Source organism: Streptomyces camponoticapitis, assembly GCF_014646115.1.
GTDB lineage: Bacteria > Actinomycetota > Actinomycetes > Streptomycetales > Streptomycetaceae > Streptomyces > Streptomyces camponoticapitis.
On the sequence record NZ_BMMV01000002.1, the window covers coordinates 374,309 to 392,282 of the forward strand.

Annotated in this window: 13 protein-coding genes; 4 read left to right on the forward strand and 9 right to left on the reverse strand. The window is 70.7% G+C overall.

From position 1 onward, the window contains the following. Positions 1-110: 110 nt before the first annotated feature. From IEY79_RS04360 to IEY79_RS04375, 4 genes are all read right to left on the reverse strand, one after another. Entirely contained in the window at positions 111-998 is an 888-nt protein-coding gene (locus tag IEY79_RS04360) for an SDR family oxidoreductase (RefSeq protein WP_189105918.1), read from the reverse strand. A gap of 229 nt (positions 999-1,227) precedes the next feature. Continuing rightward, positions 1,228-1,959, reverse strand: coding sequence for an FAD:protein FMN transferase (locus IEY79_RS04365; RefSeq protein WP_189106047.1), 732 nt, complete (start codon positions 1,957-1,959; stop codon positions 1,228-1,230). A gap of 42 nt (positions 1,960-2,001) precedes the next feature. Next, the gene (locus IEY79_RS04370) at positions 2,002-2,568 is read right to left on the reverse strand and encodes an FMN-binding protein (RefSeq protein WP_189105919.1); all 567 of its coding nucleotides are present in this window, start codon (positions 2,566-2,568) and stop codon (positions 2,002-2,004) included. A gap of 10 nt (positions 2,569-2,578) precedes the next feature. Further along, complete coding sequence (locus tag IEY79_RS04375) at positions 2,579-3,943, reverse strand: ferredoxin reductase family protein (protein ID WP_229700643.1); 1,365 nt, start codon at positions 3,941-3,943, stop codon at positions 2,579-2,581. 364 nt (positions 3,944-4,307) lie between these two features. On the opposite strand from IEY79_RS04375, the gene IEY79_RS04380 reads away from it, so the two are divergent. Both IEY79_RS04380 and IEY79_RS04385 read left to right on the forward strand, forming a co-directional pair. Then, positions 4,308-5,090, forward strand: coding sequence for a hypothetical protein (locus IEY79_RS04380; protein WP_189105920.1), 783 nt, complete (start codon positions 4,308-4,310; stop codon positions 5,088-5,090). Positions 5,091-5,295: 205 nt separating this feature from the next. Beyond that, positions 5,296-6,027: a DUF6338 family protein gene (locus tag IEY79_RS04385; RefSeq protein WP_189105921.1), complete on the forward strand. Its 732-nt coding sequence runs from the start codon at positions 5,296-5,298 to the stop codon at positions 6,025-6,027. A 10-nt stretch (positions 6,028-6,037) separates the two neighbouring features. On the opposite strand, the gene IEY79_RS04390 is transcribed toward IEY79_RS04385, so the two are convergent. From IEY79_RS04390 to IEY79_RS38170, 4 genes are all read right to left on the reverse strand, one after another. Next, on the reverse strand, positions 6,038-9,040 hold the full coding sequence (locus IEY79_RS04390) for a CHAT domain-containing protein (protein ID WP_189105922.1): 3,003 nt from the start codon (positions 9,038-9,040) through the stop codon (positions 6,038-6,040). A 607-nt stretch (positions 9,041-9,647) separates the two neighbouring features. Beyond that, positions 9,648-11,447 carry an acyl-CoA dehydrogenase family protein gene (locus IEY79_RS04395; protein ID WP_229700617.1) on the reverse strand — a complete coding sequence of 600 codons (1,800 nt, stop codon included), beginning with the start codon at positions 11,445-11,447 and terminating at the stop codon, positions 9,648-9,650. A 194-nt stretch (positions 11,448-11,641) separates the two neighbouring features. Next, positions 11,642-11,941, reverse strand: coding sequence for an SDR family oxidoreductase (locus tag IEY79_RS38165; RefSeq protein WP_308426647.1), 300 nt, complete (start codon positions 11,939-11,941; stop codon positions 11,642-11,644). Further along, positions 11,920-12,384 carry an SDR family NAD(P)-dependent oxidoreductase gene (locus IEY79_RS38170; protein WP_308426648.1) on the reverse strand — a complete coding sequence of 155 codons (465 nt, stop codon included), beginning with the start codon at positions 12,382-12,384 and terminating at the stop codon, positions 11,920-11,922. Before IEY79_RS38170 ends, IEY79_RS38165 begins: the two co-directional genes overlap by 22 nt. 307 nt (positions 12,385-12,691) lie before the next feature. On the opposite strand from IEY79_RS38170, the gene IEY79_RS04405 reads away from it, so the two are divergent. Further along, positions 12,692-13,429, forward strand: a complete 738-nt coding sequence (locus tag IEY79_RS04405; RefSeq protein ID WP_189106050.1) for a TetR/AcrR family transcriptional regulator — start codon at positions 12,692-12,694, stop codon at positions 13,427-13,429. A gap of 128 nt (positions 13,430-13,557) precedes the next feature. On the opposite strand, the gene IEY79_RS04410 is transcribed toward IEY79_RS04405, so the two are convergent. Further along, positions 13,558-14,433 carry an aldo/keto reductase gene (locus IEY79_RS04410; RefSeq protein WP_189105923.1) on the reverse strand — a complete coding sequence of 292 codons (876 nt, stop codon included), beginning with the start codon at positions 14,431-14,433 and terminating at the stop codon, positions 13,558-13,560. Between the two features lie 254 nt (positions 14,434-14,687). Between IEY79_RS04410 and IEY79_RS04415 the strand changes: the two genes are divergently transcribed. After that, complete coding sequence (locus IEY79_RS04415; protein WP_189105924.1) at positions 14,688-17,843, forward strand: discoidin domain-containing protein; 3,156 nt, start codon at positions 14,688-14,690, stop codon at positions 17,841-17,843. Positions 17,844-17,974 lie beyond the last annotated feature (131 nt).

The following is a 17,974-nucleotide window of genomic DNA, read 5'->3' on the forward strand; positions in this document are numbered from 1 at the left end:
CGTGTCTTCAACGAGGACGATCCTCCGCCTTGCGATCGCACGCACCATCGAGACATCAGCCGCTGCCGCGGCGGGCGCTCCCTGATCCGGCCTGATCCGAACGACAGACCCTAGGGGAGGGGAGTGCCGCCGGTGGCGTTGACGATCTCCCCGGTGATGTAGCTGGCCCGGGGCGAGGCGAGGAAGACGTACGCGGGGGCCATCTCGGCTGGCTGGGCCGGCCGTCCGAGGGGGGACTGCTTCCCGAACTCGACGGTGTCGGGCATCGTCGCGGGGATCAGCGGCGTCCAGACCGGACCGGGCGCCACCGCGTTCACGCGGATGCCGTCCTGCGCCACCATCTGGGCGAGCCCCTGCGTGAAGTTGACGATCGCGCCCTTGGTCATGGCGTAGTCGAGCAGGTGGGGACTGGGCTTGTACGCCTGCACGGAGGCCGAGTTGATGATGCTTCCGCCCTTCGCCATGACTGGCAGGGTCATCTTGCAGAGCCAGAACATGGCGTACAGGTTGGTGCGTACGACCCGGTCGAACTGCTCGGTGGAGATGGACTGGATACCGTCCGGCTGCGACATCTGGAAGGCGGCGTTGTTGACCAGGATGTCGATGCGCCCGAACTCCGCGACGGCCCGGTCGACGATTTCCCGGCACTGCGCTTCCTCGCGGAGGTCGCACGCGAAGGCGACCGCCCTGCGCCCGGCCTCCTCCACCAGCCGTACCGTCTCCCGGGCGTCTTCCTCCTCCGCCTCCAGATAGCTGAACAGCACATCGGCGCCCTCGCGCGCGAAGGCCAGCGCCACGGCCCGACCGATGCCGGAGTCCCCGCCCGTGACCAGGGCCTTGCGGTCCATGAGCTGGCCGTGACCCTCGTACGACTCCTCGCCGTGGTCCGGCGGCGGGTCCATCGGGCCGCTCCACCCCGGATGTGCCTGTTCCTGCTCGGGGAAGTCCGGCTGCGGGTGCTTGCTGACCGGGTCCTTGGGCTTCTGCGTGTCGCTCATCGCGGGTCTCCTGTGGGTAGAACGGGGCACTCATCTGTTCCCGCAACCGCGCCGCCGAATCCGGCGGCACCCCCGCATGCGGGGGAGTGGGGCGCCCCAAGGGGCGCACATGAATGCCCTCGCCCGAACGAGGAGGCCTCTCACCGGTGCACACGTGCACCGCGGCAGACGCGGCACGGCGCCACACCCGATGGAGGCAGGAGCCCCGGCACACTCCACGGCGTACCGGCTAGGCGTTCACCCCGGCGGTGTGCCGGTGGAATCCGCTCGTCGTCCAGGTGGAGCCGTCCGCCGTGACCGCGAAGCCCTCGGTGTCCGGCAGGGCCTCCAGCCAGTCCCGGGCCCGGTCACCCATGGCGTACGCGGCCGTTGCCCGGGTGTCGGCGGTGGTCAGCCCCGCCGGGCAGACCACCGTGATCGAGGCGAGGCCGCCGACCGGGGCCTCACCCGTGCGGGGGTCGATCACATGGCACCCTCGTTCGGCCGGACCCGAGGTGGCCACCCCCAGATCACCGTGGGCCCCGACCACCAGCGCCAGCGCCCCCGGACGCAACGGGTCGGCGATCCCCACCCTCCAGGGCCCGCCCAGCAGTTGGACGTCACCGCCGCCGTTGAGACAGACCCCGCCGGCACCGGAGGCGGCGATCGTACGGGCCGCGCGTTCCACCGCCCAGCCCTTCACCAGCCCTGTCGGGTCCAGACCTCCCGCGTAACCCGTGGTGAACCAACCCTCGCTCTCCCGTTCCGCCGCCGCGCACAGCTCCAGGACCTCGACGACCTCGGGCGCACAGTCGGAACGGTCCAGCTCGCCCCGCCCGAGCCGCATGATCTGGCTGTCCGGGCGGTATGTCGAGAAGATCTCGTCGGTGCGGTGCAGAGCGAGCACCGCCGCCCGGAGCGCGGCCCGGACCTCGGCCCCGTCCCGCGAGCCACGGATGTCGAACGAGAAGACCGTGCCCATCGACTCCTCGACGTGGCGCAGCCGTTCGATGCCCGCCCCCACTCAGACGCCGGCCTTGTCGAGGGCGCTCTGGAGCGAGTCCTGATAGCCCTTGCTGGTGTAGCTGGCACCGGAGACGGCGTCGATCCCCGCGCTCTGCGCCGTGATCGCCGCCTGGTTGAGTTTCGGTACGGCGTTGGCGCTGACCGATTTGCTCTGAGCGTCGGAGTCCGGTGCCTGACGTGCCTCCGCCTTGACGATCCTTCCGCCGCTGAGGGTCAGCTGTACCTGTACGGGGCCGTACTGGGTGTCCACCGCGTCACCGAGCACCGTCCGCCGATCCGGGGCCGCGTCGGCGGCCGGCGGGGGCTCGTCCGCGGGAGCCCCGGCCGGGGGCGCCTCGCCCGGTGGGGCAGCGTCCACCGGGGCACCGTCCGGCGGCGGAACCTCGTCCACCGGGGCTCCCGCCCCGGCCACGGGCACGGACGCCCCCACCCCACCGGCGGGCGGCGCGGCCACTCCCGCCACCGACGACCCGCCGGGCTGCTTCAGGGCAAGCAACAGGACGATGCCCGCCGTGGTCGCCGCGGCACCGAGCATGACCCGCCGGAGCGGATGCTTCCTCTTCATCGGCTGTCTCTCACATCTCGAAGGATTCATGGTGGATACGGCGGTCGGGCACACCCGCCTCGCGCAGTGCCTCGTACGACTGGCGGGCCAGCCCGGCCGGCCCGCAGACATAGACGTCGTGGTCGTCGATGTCCGGCAGCAGCTCACGCAACCGTTTCGGAGTGATCTCCGGCCGGACCCCGTCCGGTCCGTTGACCGCGTACAGCAACCGCGCGCCCCGCGCCGCCGCGATCTGCCGAAGCTCCCCCCAGAGCGCCAGGTCCTCCGTCTTGCTGGCCCGGTAGAGCAGGGTCAGGTCGCCCGGCTCGCCGGGGAGCGTTTCGAACAGCGCCCGCATCGGGGTGATACCGGCACCGCCCGCGATCATCAGCACCTTCTCCTGGCTGCGCCGGGCAGCCGTCATCGCTCCGTAGGGACCCTCCGCCCAGACCCGGGTGCCGGGCCGGAGCCGCGACACGGCCTCGCTGTGCTCACCGTTCGCCTTGACGGTGATCCTCAGCAGATCGGGTCGCGGCGCCGCAGACAGGGAGTACGGATTGGAGCTCCAGCGCAGCCCGTCCGTGAGGAACCGCCAGCGGAAGAACTGGCCGGGCTGCGCGCCGAGCCGGTGCAGCCGGCGCCCGGTGATCAGGACGGAGACCACGCCCGGCGACTCGTACACCGTCCTCTCGACCCGCATGCGATGGCGCCGGTTGAGCCGGATCGGCGCCAGCACGCGATACCAGATCAGCAGGAGACCGGCCACGCCGTACAGGACGTACCAGAGGGTGCGCGCGGTCGGGTTCGCGACGAACTCGGCGCCGGCGGCCAGTTGATGCCAGAAGGACAGATACACCGCGACGTAGGTGAGCAGATGCAGGTAGTACCAGATCTCGTAGCGCATCCTCCGGCGCACCGCCCGCGCGGAGATGAAGCCGATCACCAGCAGCAGCGCGGTGCCGACGGTCGCCTCGATCATCCGGGGGAAGTCGAGGACGATGACGAGAGTCTGCTCCACCAGACCGGTGTTGGCCTGGACGGAATAGCCTCCGATCGTCAGCAGAAGATGGGCGAGCACCAGACTGACGGCGAAACGACCGCTCATCGCGTGCCAGCGCGCCACCCGGTCCGAACCCACCCGCCGCTCCAGCGCCGGGACCCGGGCCATCAGCAGGACGACGACCGCGATCGTGTAGCCGCCCAGCAGTCCGGTGAGGCGGCCCGATCCGAGCAGCCACTCGGCCAGGTCGATGTGGACGACCGGCGTGTTCTGCCACCACAGGGCCATGACACCGATCGCGCCCGCCCACCACATCGCCAACAACGGGCGCGCGCCTTGCCGTTGCGGGCGGATCGCGCGCATGGTCTGCCGTCTGGCGGCTCGGCCGTTGTGCATGATCGCCAAGGGACAGCTCCTCGATTCTCCTCGGTGCCCGTCCATACGGATGAGAGCGACCTCGAGTTCAATCGCGGAGCGGACAGGTACGACGGATCCGGAGCACAACTGCCGCCCCACGTCGCCCCCGAGGCCCCGAACCCCGCCCCGGCGGTCGCCGCCCACGTCCCGTCCACCGCCGGCGGGGCGGCCTCCCCAACAAGAGGCGCGTGCCTATCGGGGCAGGCGGACCAGTACGGCGCGTAACCTTTCCCGTCCCGCCGTGGGCCGGCGGGCGCGGTGGTCCGACCGGCGGGCTGATTGACTGTGCGGTGTGACTGAGATGATCAACCTTCCGGATCCTGAGGCGAATTGGGCGCCCGCCGTGTCCTCGACTCCTGTGGGTGCGGGCAATCCGGCACGGCAGTGCTCGGTGTTCCAGGCCGCCACCGAGCCGCTGATCGCGCTGGCGCTCCTCGCCGTGGACCTGGACTCGGTGGCTCGGCGGCTGAGACTGACGATCGAGGAATCATGGGACGAACACGGCGCTGTGCGCGCCGCGTTCTTCGTCCTCGACGGCACGGACTTCGTCGTCACCCACCACGAGCGTGACAGCTCGGGAACGTACGTCTGGGTCAGGAGGTCCGGCCCTGTCAATCCCGCTGAGCGCACGACTGTTCTCCTCACCGCCCTCGGCGTGGGCACCGACGCGGTGATCTACTCCACCTGGGGCCTGGGCGCCGACCTTTCCCGGGTGCCGGATGCCTGGAGCTGGCCCGTCGAGTCACACCAGCGATTCTGGGAGAACTTCCGGAAGCGGCTGGGCATGTACGTCGGTCGCGTCACGTACGAGGGAGTAACGGCCTACCTCAACGGTTACGACCATGCCTCCGGCGGTGCGCTGCTCAGCGGATTGCGACAGTGGCTCGCGGACACCCACCGGGTCGGTCAGAACCTCGTCTGGCCCGCCCAGGTCGTCCAGATCGTGTTCCCCGAGGGCCGGCCGGCCGAGCCGTGGTCGCAAGACGAGCACCGCCAGGCCGTCGCCGGGCTCCTCGCCCTCCTGGAGGCGTTCTTCGAGTTCAGCACGGCGGGGTCGGCGGCTCTCAGGAGGGAGGGGGCGCCGGCTGGGCCGGGGGCGGGGGCTTCGACTGCTGGTCCGTCGTGAGCGGGCGCTGGCTGTTGGGGGCCTTCTTCGTGCCGTGGTAGTCCCGCTTCCTGCGACGTACCTGGCCGGGCTTCTCGGTGTTCGGCGGGGTCTCCTCCGCCGGTTCGGGAGTGTCCTGCACTCGAACTCCTCGTGGCGTGGGTAGGTGCGTTGATGTCATTGAAGCGCATCGCGCCTCGGTCCCGCTCGGCACAGAAAGCGGTCCATGCTGCCGTCCACGATCCTCGGTCTCGTCCTGCTCATCGTCGTGCTCCTACCGGGAGCGGCCCATATCAAGGTCCGGCAGCTCCGGTGGCCCGAGCGGGACGTCTCCCCGCTCTGGGAGACGCTCCGCCTGATCACCATCAGCGTCGTCGCCGACGCTCTGGCGCTGCTGCTGTTCGGCCTGTGCCGGGTGTGCGCGCCGGGTTCGACCCCGGATGTGGGGGCCCTGGTCCGCGAGCCGGGCCCGTACGCCCGCTCCCACTACGTCTCCCTGTTGTGGTGGTCACTGGTCCTGCTCCTGGTCGCCGTCTGCGGCGCGGCCTGGTGCGGAACGGAACGCGCCGCCCGGCTGGCCGCGCGGCTGCCGGTCGTCGGACGCCACGTGCCCGAGCAAGAGCACCCATCCAGGGTCTCCGCCTGGTGGCAGGCGTTCAACGAGTGGCCGGAGGCGCGCGTTCAGGTCGGCTGTCTGCTGGAGGACGGCGCCTACTGGTCCGGGTGGCTGCGCTCGTACTCGAACCGGGTGTCGGACGACGCGGAGCGCGAACTCGTCCTCGGCGGGCCCCTCCAGTACCGTCCACCAGGTGCCGTCGAGGCGGCCGAACTGCCGGACACCGGCGCGGTGATCCTGAGCGCCCGCCGGATCACCGCGATCACCGTCACCTATGTGGTGTCTCCCACGTCGGCGCCCTCGGCCTCGTCCGCGTCCCCCTCCTCAACGCCACCACCGTGACAGTGAGTTGTCAGCACCCGTGGAAGGAGAGAACGGCCCAGCAGAACGTGCTGGCGTCCTGCCGCGCCGACGCCCAGGGGCCGGCCTCCTCCCCTGACTCCGGTGCCAGGGCCGGGAGTTGGGGATACGCGGCGTACTTCTCCGCGTTGGTGGAGTCCCGTACCCAGATCTGAGCCTGTCTCAGCGCCTGCTCCGGCTCCAGCCCGTCGCCCAGCCAGTGGGTGTAGAACCTGTCGGTGATGAGCGAACAGACCCAGCCGTCCGCGTCCCATCCGGTCGCCATCACCCCGGCGTAACCGCCTTGCAGGAACGCGGAAGGCATCCCCGCGGCCTCGTCGAGTACCGCCTCGTCCAGCGCCCCGGTGCGGCAGGTCGGCAGGAGCGCCAGGCGCGCGTCCCGCGAGGCGAGTCTCAGCACGTCCCGCACCGTCAGCAGCCGCCCCCGTGCCATGACGAGCCCTCCGTCCAGCGGCGAGCCGTCCACCACCGTGCCGTGACAGACGAAGTGCTGGACCGAAGCGTGCGGCAGCGCCGCGAGTACGGCCTCGCGGGTGGCTTCCGAGCCGCTCAGGGAGGTTCCCGTCCCGCTCGGGAAGTGCTGTCGCGCCAGGGATATTTCCCACTTCGCGGAGGGCATCGGGTCGTGCGTCGGCACCGGTTCCGGCTCCTGCACCGTCAGCAGGGTGTGGTTTCGGCCGGTGCGGGAGCGGATGGCGCGGGCGGCGCCGAGGGCCCTTACGTTGGGCTGGTAGCTGACGGCCAGGTCGTCGATCACATACCGGTGGCCGGTCGGAGCGGTGGGGTCAGGGCGGCGGGCCGCGTGTAGCGGGAGCAGGCCGAGCCCGCCCACCGCGGTCAGCGATACCTTTGCCACACCGCGTAGCCGGCGCAGGACGGGAGCCATCACGTCGGTCCACAGCCGGTCGGCGACGGCGTCGCACTTCGCCTCGCGCTCCTCTTCGTCCGGCGTGTCCAGAGCGTCCCGCCAATCCGCGACCAGCCCGTCCTGGACCGAGGTCGTGAGTGAGGGCAGGGGTATCCGGAGCGGTCGCGCGTTGCCGGTCGCGGGCAGCGAGAGCGCGACACCGCCGCGGTCGGTCGCCAGGAGGTAGACCACGTGCGTGCCCGACTCCCTTACGGTCCGGGCCAGTTCGCCGTACGAGGGAGGCGGCAGGAAGCTTTCGAGCCCCACCGAATCGCGGATCCGCGCGACCACCGCGTCGAACCGGTCGCGTACCCGCGCGGCCCGCGTCGCGTCCCTCCCGGTGCCCGTAGGCGTTCCCGCGTCGGCCTCCACCCCGGCCCCCACCCCGGCGCCCGAGTCGGTCGACCAGTCGGCCAGAAGCTCCGCGTCGGTGCTCGCCACCTCGGCGGCCGCGGCCCGGAACGCGTCGGCGAGATCGGAACGCCCTGCCTGCCTGAGCCGGTCCAGGTCGGCGGCCCTTCGTTCCAGGGCCTCGGTGAGCATCAGCGCCCGGCCCGACTCGACGGCGACGACGGAACGGCCGAGCATTCCGGACTCGGCGAAGGCGTAGGCCGCGCGAGCTCCCATCCCGTCGGCGCGGGACAGGACCGACTTCTTGTCGCCGCGCGTGACCTGGACACGGCTGAGGTGGTGCAGTGCGCTCAGTCCGTGGCGGTACGCCTCGGCCGCCTCCAGCAACGCACCACGGCTCCACGCCCAGTCGCCCCAGGCCCGCGCCGTACTGTGCTCGACGGCGGGGCTGAACTCGGCCGCGGCGTCGCACGCGTGCTTCGCGGCTTCGGTGGCCCGTGCCTCGTCGTCCGGGGCGCCGCTGATCTGCGCCTTGGCCAGCCGTACTCGGAAAACCTGCGCGAGGAGCACCGACCGGTTGGCACTGCCGGCCGGTAACTGACCATCCAACGCGGCGAGTTGTACGGCAGCGGCCTCAAGGCCGGGCAGGTCGCGGCGGACGGCCGCGAGGCCGAACCGGCACTCCGCCTGAGTCACGCCCGCGAGCAGTGCTTCACGTTCGTTGAAGGTGCCGCCGCCCAGTGCTTCCGTGATCCTGTCGAGCGCCTCCTCGAACAGCGGCTCGGCGGACTGCGGCCGGATGCGGGCGAGATCCAGCAGGCAGTGGGCGGACATGCGCAGTGCATTCGCGCGCAGGGGCCCGCCGCCCGAGAGATCGGTCGCCCGGGAGGCCAGGGCCAACGCGTCGTACAGATCCTGTGAAGCGGGCTCGCCGGCACCCCCGCGCACCTGATGGCGGCGGAAGAGGGCGAAGCTCTGATTCAGCAGATAGGCCGGATCGGTTGACGCCTCCCCGTCGTTACGGAGGATGTCGACGGCCTCGTCACCGGCCTGCAGACGGCCGTCGCGGCGCAGGCGGATCTCCGCGAGCACGGCCTCCACGCTTCTCGTCCGGTCGCCGATGATTCCGTGCAGGGGACCCTGGTCGGCGGACTGCCGCCTGAGCGACTCCTCCGCCTCGGCCAACGGGCCCGTGTCGCTGGTGCGTTGATGACGTACGAAGGCGATCTGCGACAGCACGAGCGAGCGCACGGCGGCATAGCCGGGAACGGCCGGGCCTTGGCCCGAGGCGTCCAGCTCCTCGATGATGCCGTGGGCTTCCGTCAGGTGCTGGTCGACGGACGTGCCGACTCGGGTGACCCAACTCATCAGCGCGTTCGCCAGGTTGGACCGGGCCACCAGGCGCAGTGGGCCGTCGGACGAAGTCTCCAGGAGCCGTCCGGCCTCCCGGCACCGTTCGATCGCTCGCGCCAGCAACTCCTCACGTGCGGAGACTTCCCATTCGCCGTAGTCCACCGCGGCCAACTGGAGGAGAGCGCCCGCGCGTTCCTCGATCCCGGCTCCCGGGCGACGGTACGCGCGCTCCAACTGCTCGCGCGTCGACTCCCCGCTCGCCACGGCTGAGGGGCCGGAGCCGGCTCCGGAGCGGCCGGGGAGGTAGGACCGGAACACGTTGATGTTGTGCTCGATGTCCCGGGCCGCTTCGGCGGCGTGCAGTCCTTGGGCGCTACCGCCCAAGCGAGCTGCCTCCGCCGCGGCGAGGTCCCGGGCCTCCGTCAAGTGGCCTATCGCCTCATGGAGTTGATCGAACTGATCCGCCCGCCCCTGACAGCGGTAGGCACAGTAGAGACTCGTCGCCAGATTCCCCAGGGCCGGTATGCGCTGATCAGGGCGCCGCCCAGCCGCCGCGAGCGCCGCCCTGTCCTCCCGTACCGCCGCGTCGACCTGATCGCACGGCATGTTCTCGTCACGCGGCTCGTGTCGCGGTCTGCCCAGGTGCATTCTCCACGCCCTCATGCCTGGTCCCGGTTCCGCTCCCGGCCCGGCAGGGGCCGCATCACCGGAACAACCACCCCGAAGCGCCTGCCGAGTTGACGGCGAGCCACTCAGGGCGATCAGCATGGCCCCGGGAAGCTGTCCGCGCCATCCCGAACAACCATTCGGAGCGACGAACTTCTCGGCGGGCGGAGTCGACCGGCGTACGAGACCTCGTGGGCACCCGCACGCCCGAGTCAACTCCGACCGCGAAGCCGCCGTCGCCCGCCTCACCCTGAACGAAGCGAACCGCCCGTGTGCCCTACTGGTTCGGGGACTTGTTGAGTGCCGGAGCGCGGGCGGAGCACCGTCAGGGTGCCGTCAGCATCGGCAGGGAGGAGAGGTGTTCCTCGGGGATGTCGAAGGCTTGTGTCAGCGCCGGCAGATGTGGGGCGAGCCGGGCGGTCAGGCTCTCCAGGGTCCGGGGGAGTGAGCGGACCTGCTCCTCGGTGAGCGCCTTCTCGACCAGGAGCAGTCCGCTCCTGGAGGCGACCCGGACCAGCAGGAACAGCGAGTACAGGTCGTCCAGGACGGCGCGGGTGCGAGGGTCGGTGACACGGGCGAGGGCCGAGGCGAAGGCGTCGGCGGCCTGGCCCACCGAGTAGGCCTCGACCAGGCTCAGGGCCGCGGCTGACGCGTTGTTCCAGCGCCCGAGTGCGTCCCCCTTGTCGCCGCGCCGCAGGTCACGGCGCGCGGTCGTGTGCCAGTGACGCTCGGCGGCGGCGACGGCCCCTCGCAGGAAGCCGGGGTCGGTCAAACTCTCCTGGCCTGTTGCCTCCTGGGGCTCAGGCGCGAGCGTACGACCGAAGATCATCTCTGCCCCCGCCTTGCACCAGATCGCCAGGTTGTCCCCCTCCGCGGTGATGGCCCCGTCCACGTTCGCGGCGAACTCCGCCAACCCGTTGACCGGGAACAGCGCCCGGGCGCCGCAGCGCTCCCGGCTCTCGATCACGATCTCCCGGGCCTGCCAGGAGATCCACCCCTTCGCGACGGCCACGAGACGTTCGGTCTCCGCCCGGTCCTCGGGCTCGTGGGTGATCCAGCGCTCGGTGACCGCGCGGTGGAAGAAGGTCATGGCGTAGGCCGTCGCCACGCGTTGGAGCAGCCGGGCGTGATGGCTGCGGTGCGCGGCCAGCGGAACGCGCCGCCCCGCCACCGGGCCGGAGATCCGCCGGGTGTACGCGTAGCGGACAGCGATCGCCAGCGCCGCCCGGCAGCCGCCCAGGGTGCTCGCGCTCATACAGAGCTTCCCGACGGTCACCCGCCGGATCGAGTGCAGGAACCGTTTGCGCGGACTGCCCACGTCGCTCGTGAAGGTACCGTCCGGCAGCAGCCGTCCGTGATCGCCCTGGATGAGGGCCGTCCTGGGGAGGCGTACCTGGTCGAAGCTGGTGGCGCAGTGGTCCACCGGGCTGCCGATTCGTTCGGGCAGAGTCACCACGGTGATGCCCGGCAGGGTTCCCCGGCGGTCGCTCAGCGGGGTGAGGAAGAGAAAGACGCCCTGGTCCTGCTCGTCGATCAGCAGTCGGGCCGCCACCACCGCCGTCTTCGGTCCGCCCGCCGCACTGGTGTTGGGCATGTACTTCTGGGCGCCCTCGTGGGGGGTGTGCAGCACGAACTCGTCACGTGCGCGGTCGAATCGGGCGACGGTCTCCAACGCGGCGGCGTCGTTGCCGTGGGCGCGTTCGGTGCACAAGAAGACGCCGGTGCGGGCGAGCGCGGTGAAATCGCTCAGGTCGCGCGACGGTGAGAGGTGGTCGTCGAGCAGGCTCCCGAGGAAGAGGTTGTAGTGGATGCCGGCCACGGTGGAGGTGGCGCCGTCCACCACCGATACCCACTCGTGCAGGGCGGCCAGAACGCGTGGGTCGCGGGCCAGGTGTTCGGGGGCGAACAGCTCTTCGTTCAGGGCCCGCAGCCGGTCGTAGGAGAGCTGCCACCTCTCCTCGACGGAGGCGTCGGTGCGGTGACGGAACAACTCGGTCGAGATGGCCTTGCGCCAGCGCTCGTGGGAATCGGTGCCTTCGGGGCCGTCGAGGAAGAGCAGTTCGGTCAGCCTGGCGCTGTCGAGGGCCAGGTGGGAGCCGGTTACGGCCTCAGTGATGATCAACACGCCCGAAACAACGACACAACCCTCGAATGGAATCGCCCGCTCGCGAACTGCCCGGCAGAACCGGAGCCGGCTGGACAAGGACGGCGACTGTGCCGGATCATGCCCCCGACCAGCGTCGTCACCCGCACGGGACCGACCGCCTCGAAGGGCCGCCGCACCGGATCTCCTGGTTGAGCGCCGAGTCGGGGCACGGGTCAGGCGGACACCAGTTGCTGGCCGCCGTCGATGTCGTACGTCGCTCCCGTCATGGCTTCGTTGCGCATGATGTGTACAGCGAGAGCGGCGATGTCCTGCGGGCCGACGACCCGTCGGATGGGCAGCGAGGCGCGGAGTTCTTCCCGCCGCGCTTCGAGCTGTTCGCCCAGGAGCGAGGCTGACAAGGGTGTGTCGACGAATCCGGCGGCGATGAGGTTCACCCGGATCGGCGCCACTTCGAGTGCCAGGCTCGCGGTGAGGGCGGGGAGCGCCGCGGTCAGCGCCGAGGTGACGGCCATGCCCTTGCCGGGGCGCCGGTGCCACCGATGAACAACAGCGTTCCCCCGTCCCGGACCTTGCCTTGGCTGTACTTGGCCATCCCGACCGTCATGGCGAGGCGTTCGCCGAAGTGCCGACTGGTCTGCGCCAGGTCCATGTCGGCCAGCGGCGCGTACGAGGGACCGCCGGCTGTCGATATGACGTGGTCGACGGTGCTGGGGAGTTCACTGAAGAACTGCCGGAGACGCTCGGGGTCAGTCGCGTCGAACGACGTGGTGCTCAGCGGCTGGACTTCCTCCGCCGCTCGCTCCAGTCGCCCCGGGTCCCGCCCCACCATGACGACCTGGCCTCCGAGCGCACGGACGTGACGAGCGGTTTCGAGTCCGATTCCCGAGCTCGCGCCTATCACCACGACGGTTTGGCCGGCCATCTCCTGGTGTTGGTTCGGCTTGCTGCCCGTCATCAGTGCCTCCCATGATCGGGTCGCGGCAACGAGGCGGCGTAGTCCCCAATAGGTGGGCGCTCCTCCGGTCGGAGCTGCCGGATCCTGATCTGCCGGTTTTCGTCGGCGCGCACCCCGGATTCAATACCGGACCGGCTACGTTCGCGGCCAAGTAGGTCGACGGCGGCCGACAGCCCGGTCGTGAGGCCCCGCCTCAGCGTGTCCGGCCTTCCGAAAGTACCTCGCATGGTTGTCCGCCACCACCCGGCACAGGCGTCCCCGCAAGGGTGAGGCCGAGACGGGAGCGGGACAGGACCGCCGCCCGTCCTTGCCGGCCGGGTGGTGGCCGGGGAGCGGACCTTCCGCAAGTGGGCCGCGCCGCTGTCAGGCGGCCAGGGAACTGATCCGGCAGCGGGGATACAACGCGACCGCCTTCTCCGACGTGCTCAGGGAGAGCGGTACCTCGCGTGGCTCGGTGTACTTCCATTTTCCCGGCGGGAAGACGCAGCTGGTGATCGAGGCGGCCGAGGCGCACGTCCGCGAACAGATCGAGATCATCGACAGCGCCGCCGCCCTGGCCGGGTCGGTGGTCGAGTTCATCGATCTCTACGTCACGCTCGGCCGCGACGGCATGGTGTCCAGCGACTACGCGCGAGGATGCGGTGTCGCTCCGCGGGTCACCGAGGGCGCCGCGAAGGAGTCGGCCGAGGTGAGTGGGACCGTCCGCGGCGCATTCTCGCGGATGACCGACAGGCTGGCGTTCCACCTCGCCGCCTTCGGCGTGGAGCAGCAGGCCTCGGCGCGGGGGCTGGCGGAGGCCGTCCTCGCGGGTGTGGAGGGAGCGATGGTGACCTCCCGTGCTCTGCGCAGTCCCGCCCCCTACGACTCGCTCCGTACGGTCATGACCATCGCTGCCGAGGCCGCCCGCTTCGACGTGGCGGCGCACCCGGGGCAGTCGGATGCCACCTCGTCCGATGCCGAGACACCCGCCGACACCGTCCCGGCGGCCCGGCCGGGGCAGGAAGAGGCCTCTTCCGGATCCACGCAGGCGGGACCGGACGGCTGAGCCCAAGGCGCTTTCCCGGGCCGGAGCGCCGCACCCCGCCGTCTCCACCGGCGGATCCGGAGCGCCGCACGCCCGGAAGCCCGCGGGGACGGAGGAGTCGCGGAAGTCGGACACGGGAGACCGCGGCCTCAGACGGTGTCGAGCTCCCTCAGTTCCGCATCGCTCAGTACGAGATCGACCGCCGCCGCCGAGTCCCGTACGGTCTCCGGTCGCGTAGATCCGGGGATCGGGATCACCATCGGTGACTTGGCCAGCATCCAGGCCAGGCTGACCTGCTGGGGGCTCACCCCGTGCGCCTCGGCGATCCGGGCGTAACGGTCGTGTACGGGGCTGCTGCCGCCGGCCGGCCGGGAGACGCCGCGGAGCGGGCCCCAGGCCATGAACGCGATACCCATCGCGTCACACCGCTCCAGCTCGGGCTCGCTGGACCGGAACCCGGGGGAGAACCGGTTCTGGACCGCGACGAGCCGTCCATCCAGTGTCTCGTTGGCGGACTCGATCTGGGCGGGATCGGCGTTGGAGATGCCGGCCATCCGGATCTTGCCGGCGTCGAGCAGGTCACGGACCGCACCGACGGAGTCCGCGTACGGGACGTCCTTGTCGGTGCGGTGCAGGAAGTACAGCCCGATCGCCTCCACGCCCAGCCGCTTGAGCGAGCCCTCGCAGGCCGCTTTGATGTGCTCGGGGCGCCCGTTGACCGGCCAGATGTACGGACCGGGGTTGAGATCGGGACGCGTATGGCCGCCCTTGGTGGAGACCATCACCTCGGATCCGCGGCTGTGGGAGGAGAGTGCCTTGGCGATCAGTTTCTCGTTGTGCCCGAGTTCGTCGTGGCCGGCCAGGTGATAGGAGTCGGCGGTGTCGATGAGGTTCACGCCGGCATCGATCGCCGCGTGGATGGTGGCGATCGACCGGGCCTCGTCAGGCCGGCCCTCGATCGACATGTTCATGGCGCCGAGCCCTACGGCGCTGACCTCGACGGTGCCGATATGACGTGTCTGCATCCTGATGCACACCCTTCGAGCGAAAAGTTCTCTTTGCGGCTTTCGTTCTTCGATCTTAGAGGGCTTATGGACCCCGGCTCCTTTCGCGGCTCGCCTGAACGTGTGGGCCTGCGCGGGAAAGGGGCCGGACGGCGGGTCTGGCCGAACCGGTGGGCGGGCGCACTCCGGGTCTTGACGGTTTCGGCTTCGGATACGAAGAATGAGCGTGATGTTGACAACGTTGTCTTCGGTCCCGTCCCAGGAGGCGTATCCGCGTGAACCACCCCAAGGCCAAGCTGAGTAGACGACGATTCGCCCAACTGACAGGCGTATCCCTGGCGTTGGCGACGACTTCGTCTCTCGGCGTGCCGTCGGCCGTGGCCGACGGCCGACCGGCCATGCGTCGCCCGGCCGCTCCCGACGGCATCGCTGACATCTACTACCGCGTACTGCTCACCCATACCCGCTGGTCCGAGACCCAATGGGACGCGGCCAAGGGGTACTACACCGCGAAGGACTTCGGCTTCGCCGTCGTCCTCGGCAACGCGCTGCTGCTCACCCGCGGTACGTACGACGCCGAGCGGGCCGGTATCGACGAGAAGACCCTGCTCTCCCGCACCATCGACACCATCAAGCACTTCGCGGCCTCCAACCGCCTCACCGGTGGCACCGAATGGGGCCGCACCCTCTTCTTCGACACCACCTTCCAGCTCTACTTCGTCCTTGCGGCGCGCCTGCTCTGGGACCGGCTGGACAGCGCGACGCGCGACAACGTGGACACGATCGCGCTTGCGCAGGCCGAGTACACCACCGGTCTCGGCACGGGTGACGACCCCGCGTCGGGAGACTGGACGCCGCGCGGTCTCACCGGCGGATTCGTGGGCGACACCAAGCTGGAGGAGATGGGCGTCTACGCGCAGTCGCTGGCTCCCGGTCTCGCCTGGGCGCCCGAGAGTTCGGGATACCAGCGGTGGAAGGACGCCTTCGGCAGGTGGAGCCGCAACGAGACCGGACTGCCGGCCGCCGACCGCGTAAATCCGGCCCTGGTCGACGGTGTTGCCGTCAGCGACAACACCGCGCAGAACCTCTACGACACCTTCATCGTCGAGAACCACGGCTCGTTCGGGCCGCACTACCAGTCAGAGCTGTGGCGGACGTCCGGGCGTAACGCCGCGCACTTCGTCACCGCCGGCCGGCCGATGCCGGAGGTCCTGACGTCCCAGCCCAATGCCGGTCTCCTGTGGGAAACGCTCCTCCTGGTGATGAGCGACTCGGGTGAGCCGCTGATGCCGATGGTCGACGACCGTGAGCACCTCTACGGACGCGACGTCATCCCCGTCGCGTTCCTCGCCCAGGTGGTCGGGGACCGGGCCGCCGCCCGCGCCGAAGCCGCGCTGGCCGAACGCCTGGAGGCCTACCAGGCGTACCCGCCGGTCAACCGGCTCACCAAGTTCTCCGGGGAACCCAAGTACGAGCCGGAGGCCCGCGCCGAGATCGCCATCAGCTATCTGTTGCACGAGTGGCGGGCCGCTCAGGGCAGGGCCGTACGCCCGCTCACGGAGCGGGAACTGTTCGAACGGGCCAGCGGCGTAAGGGACTTCGGCAGCGGACCGGGTCTCGTCGCGCACCAGTCGCCGGCGGCCTGGGCCGCGGCGGTCAGCAAGCCGGGCTTCGTCAAGTTCGCCTGGCAGCCCGCCCACGACGACTGGCTGTTCGCGCTCGGCGGGACCACACCCATGTTCCTTCCCGCGACGAGCGCGAAAGCCGCCGGCCGTTCGGTCACCACGTACAGCGAACCGCGTGACGGCTTCGACGCCAGCGCCACCCTTCTCACGCTGCCCACGGGCTTCGCGGGTTTCACCACCCTTCCCTCGGGTGATGTCGTCTACGCGACCAGCGGCACCTCGGCCGGCGAAGGCCGCCTCGACGTGCACAACTTCACCATGCCCGGTGTCGCCGGTCTCGACGGCGGCCGTACCTACACCGCAGCCGAGGGAACGACCACCGTCGCCGCCAAGGACAGCGGCGCCGCGAACCCGCCGCCTGCCCCCGGCGGGCGCACGGACAACACGACCATCACCAGGGCCTCCTACCGGCACGTGCGGATGCAGGGGATCCTCCCGGACCCGAAGTACGGCTACTCCCTGTACGCGATCGAGGTCCGCGACGGTGCCGAGGGCGCGGACCTCGCCAGGGGTGCGACCGTGACCGCGTCGTCCGCCGACGCGGGCAAGGGCGCGGCTCTGGCGGTCGACGGCGACCCTGCGTCGCGCTGGGCCGTGGCTGTCGCGGACCGCACACGGGCGGACAGCTGGATCACGATCGACTTCGGACAGGAGCGGGAGTTCGACCGTCTCACCCTGCGCTGGGAGTCCGCCGCGGGCCGTGCGTACGCACTCCAGGGATCGGCCGACGGAAAGACGTGGACGGACCTGGCGCGCTACCCGAAGGCCGACCTCGTCAGTACCGGTGGCTGGATCTCGGTGGACGGGCGGGCGGGCCTCGTCGTACGCGGTGGGAAGAACGCCCTCGCCGTCTACGGCGACACGCTCATCCTCTCGGACGGGCCGGCCGAGGCGGTCGTCGTGGAGGGCTACGCCAACGGTGGTCCGGCCGAGGTGAAGGCGGCGGCGGGGCGCGAGGCGCCCGGCGCGGGCCATCCCGGCGTACGGGCGAGCACCGCGGGAGGGCATCTCAGCCTGTTCAACCTGTCGGCCGCGGCGGTGACCACCACGGTGTCCGTGCCGCAGGACACCCGCTCGGTGCGGTTGTACGCGGGCACGCAGACGGTGACGTCCGACGGTACCGACTACCGTGCCGAACTCCCCGCCGCCCGCGCGGAGGTGAGGCCCGCGCGCTTCGTTCTGCGTCCGAGTTCGGGTGGGCGCGTCCCGGCGGGGCTGCACGTCGAGGTGGTCGACGCGGCCACGCTGCGTCTCACCGGGCCTTCCTGCCGTCTGCTGGTCACTCCGGTCGGCGGGCGTGCGACGCACGTCAGCGTGCGCCGCGGACGCACCGAGCATGTGACCGTGCCCGGTGCCACCGCGTATCCGCTCACCGACATGGCGCTGGGCCGGGTCACCTTCCCGACGGCGCCGCTCCCGGCGGGCATGTCCGATCCCGCGGCGGCGGTCGACGGTGACCGGCACACGTCCTGGCGTCCCGGGGCCGGCGGCCGCATGGTGGTCGATCTCGGGGAACCGACGGCGATCGGCGAGATCCGGATCAGCTGGACGGGAGGCCGTGTGCCGTCGGCGGAAGCCGAGTTCAGCACAGACGGGCTGTCGTACGAACCGGTCGGGACCTTCCGTACGAGGGGCCGTGACGCGACGCTCGACGCCAAGGGCACGGCCCGCTATGTCGCCCTCCGGATCCGGGACCGGGCCGGTCACGACGCGCGTGTGGTCTCGCTTTCCGTGCTGCCCGCCTGACTCCCGCGTCGGGTGATCTCGCCGAGCGGGCAACGACGGCCACGGCACCTCGCCGTGGCCGTCGTTGGGCACGCGGGACGGCGGAGGCGGCCGAGCGGAGACCACCGCCGACGCTGGGGCTGATGGACGTC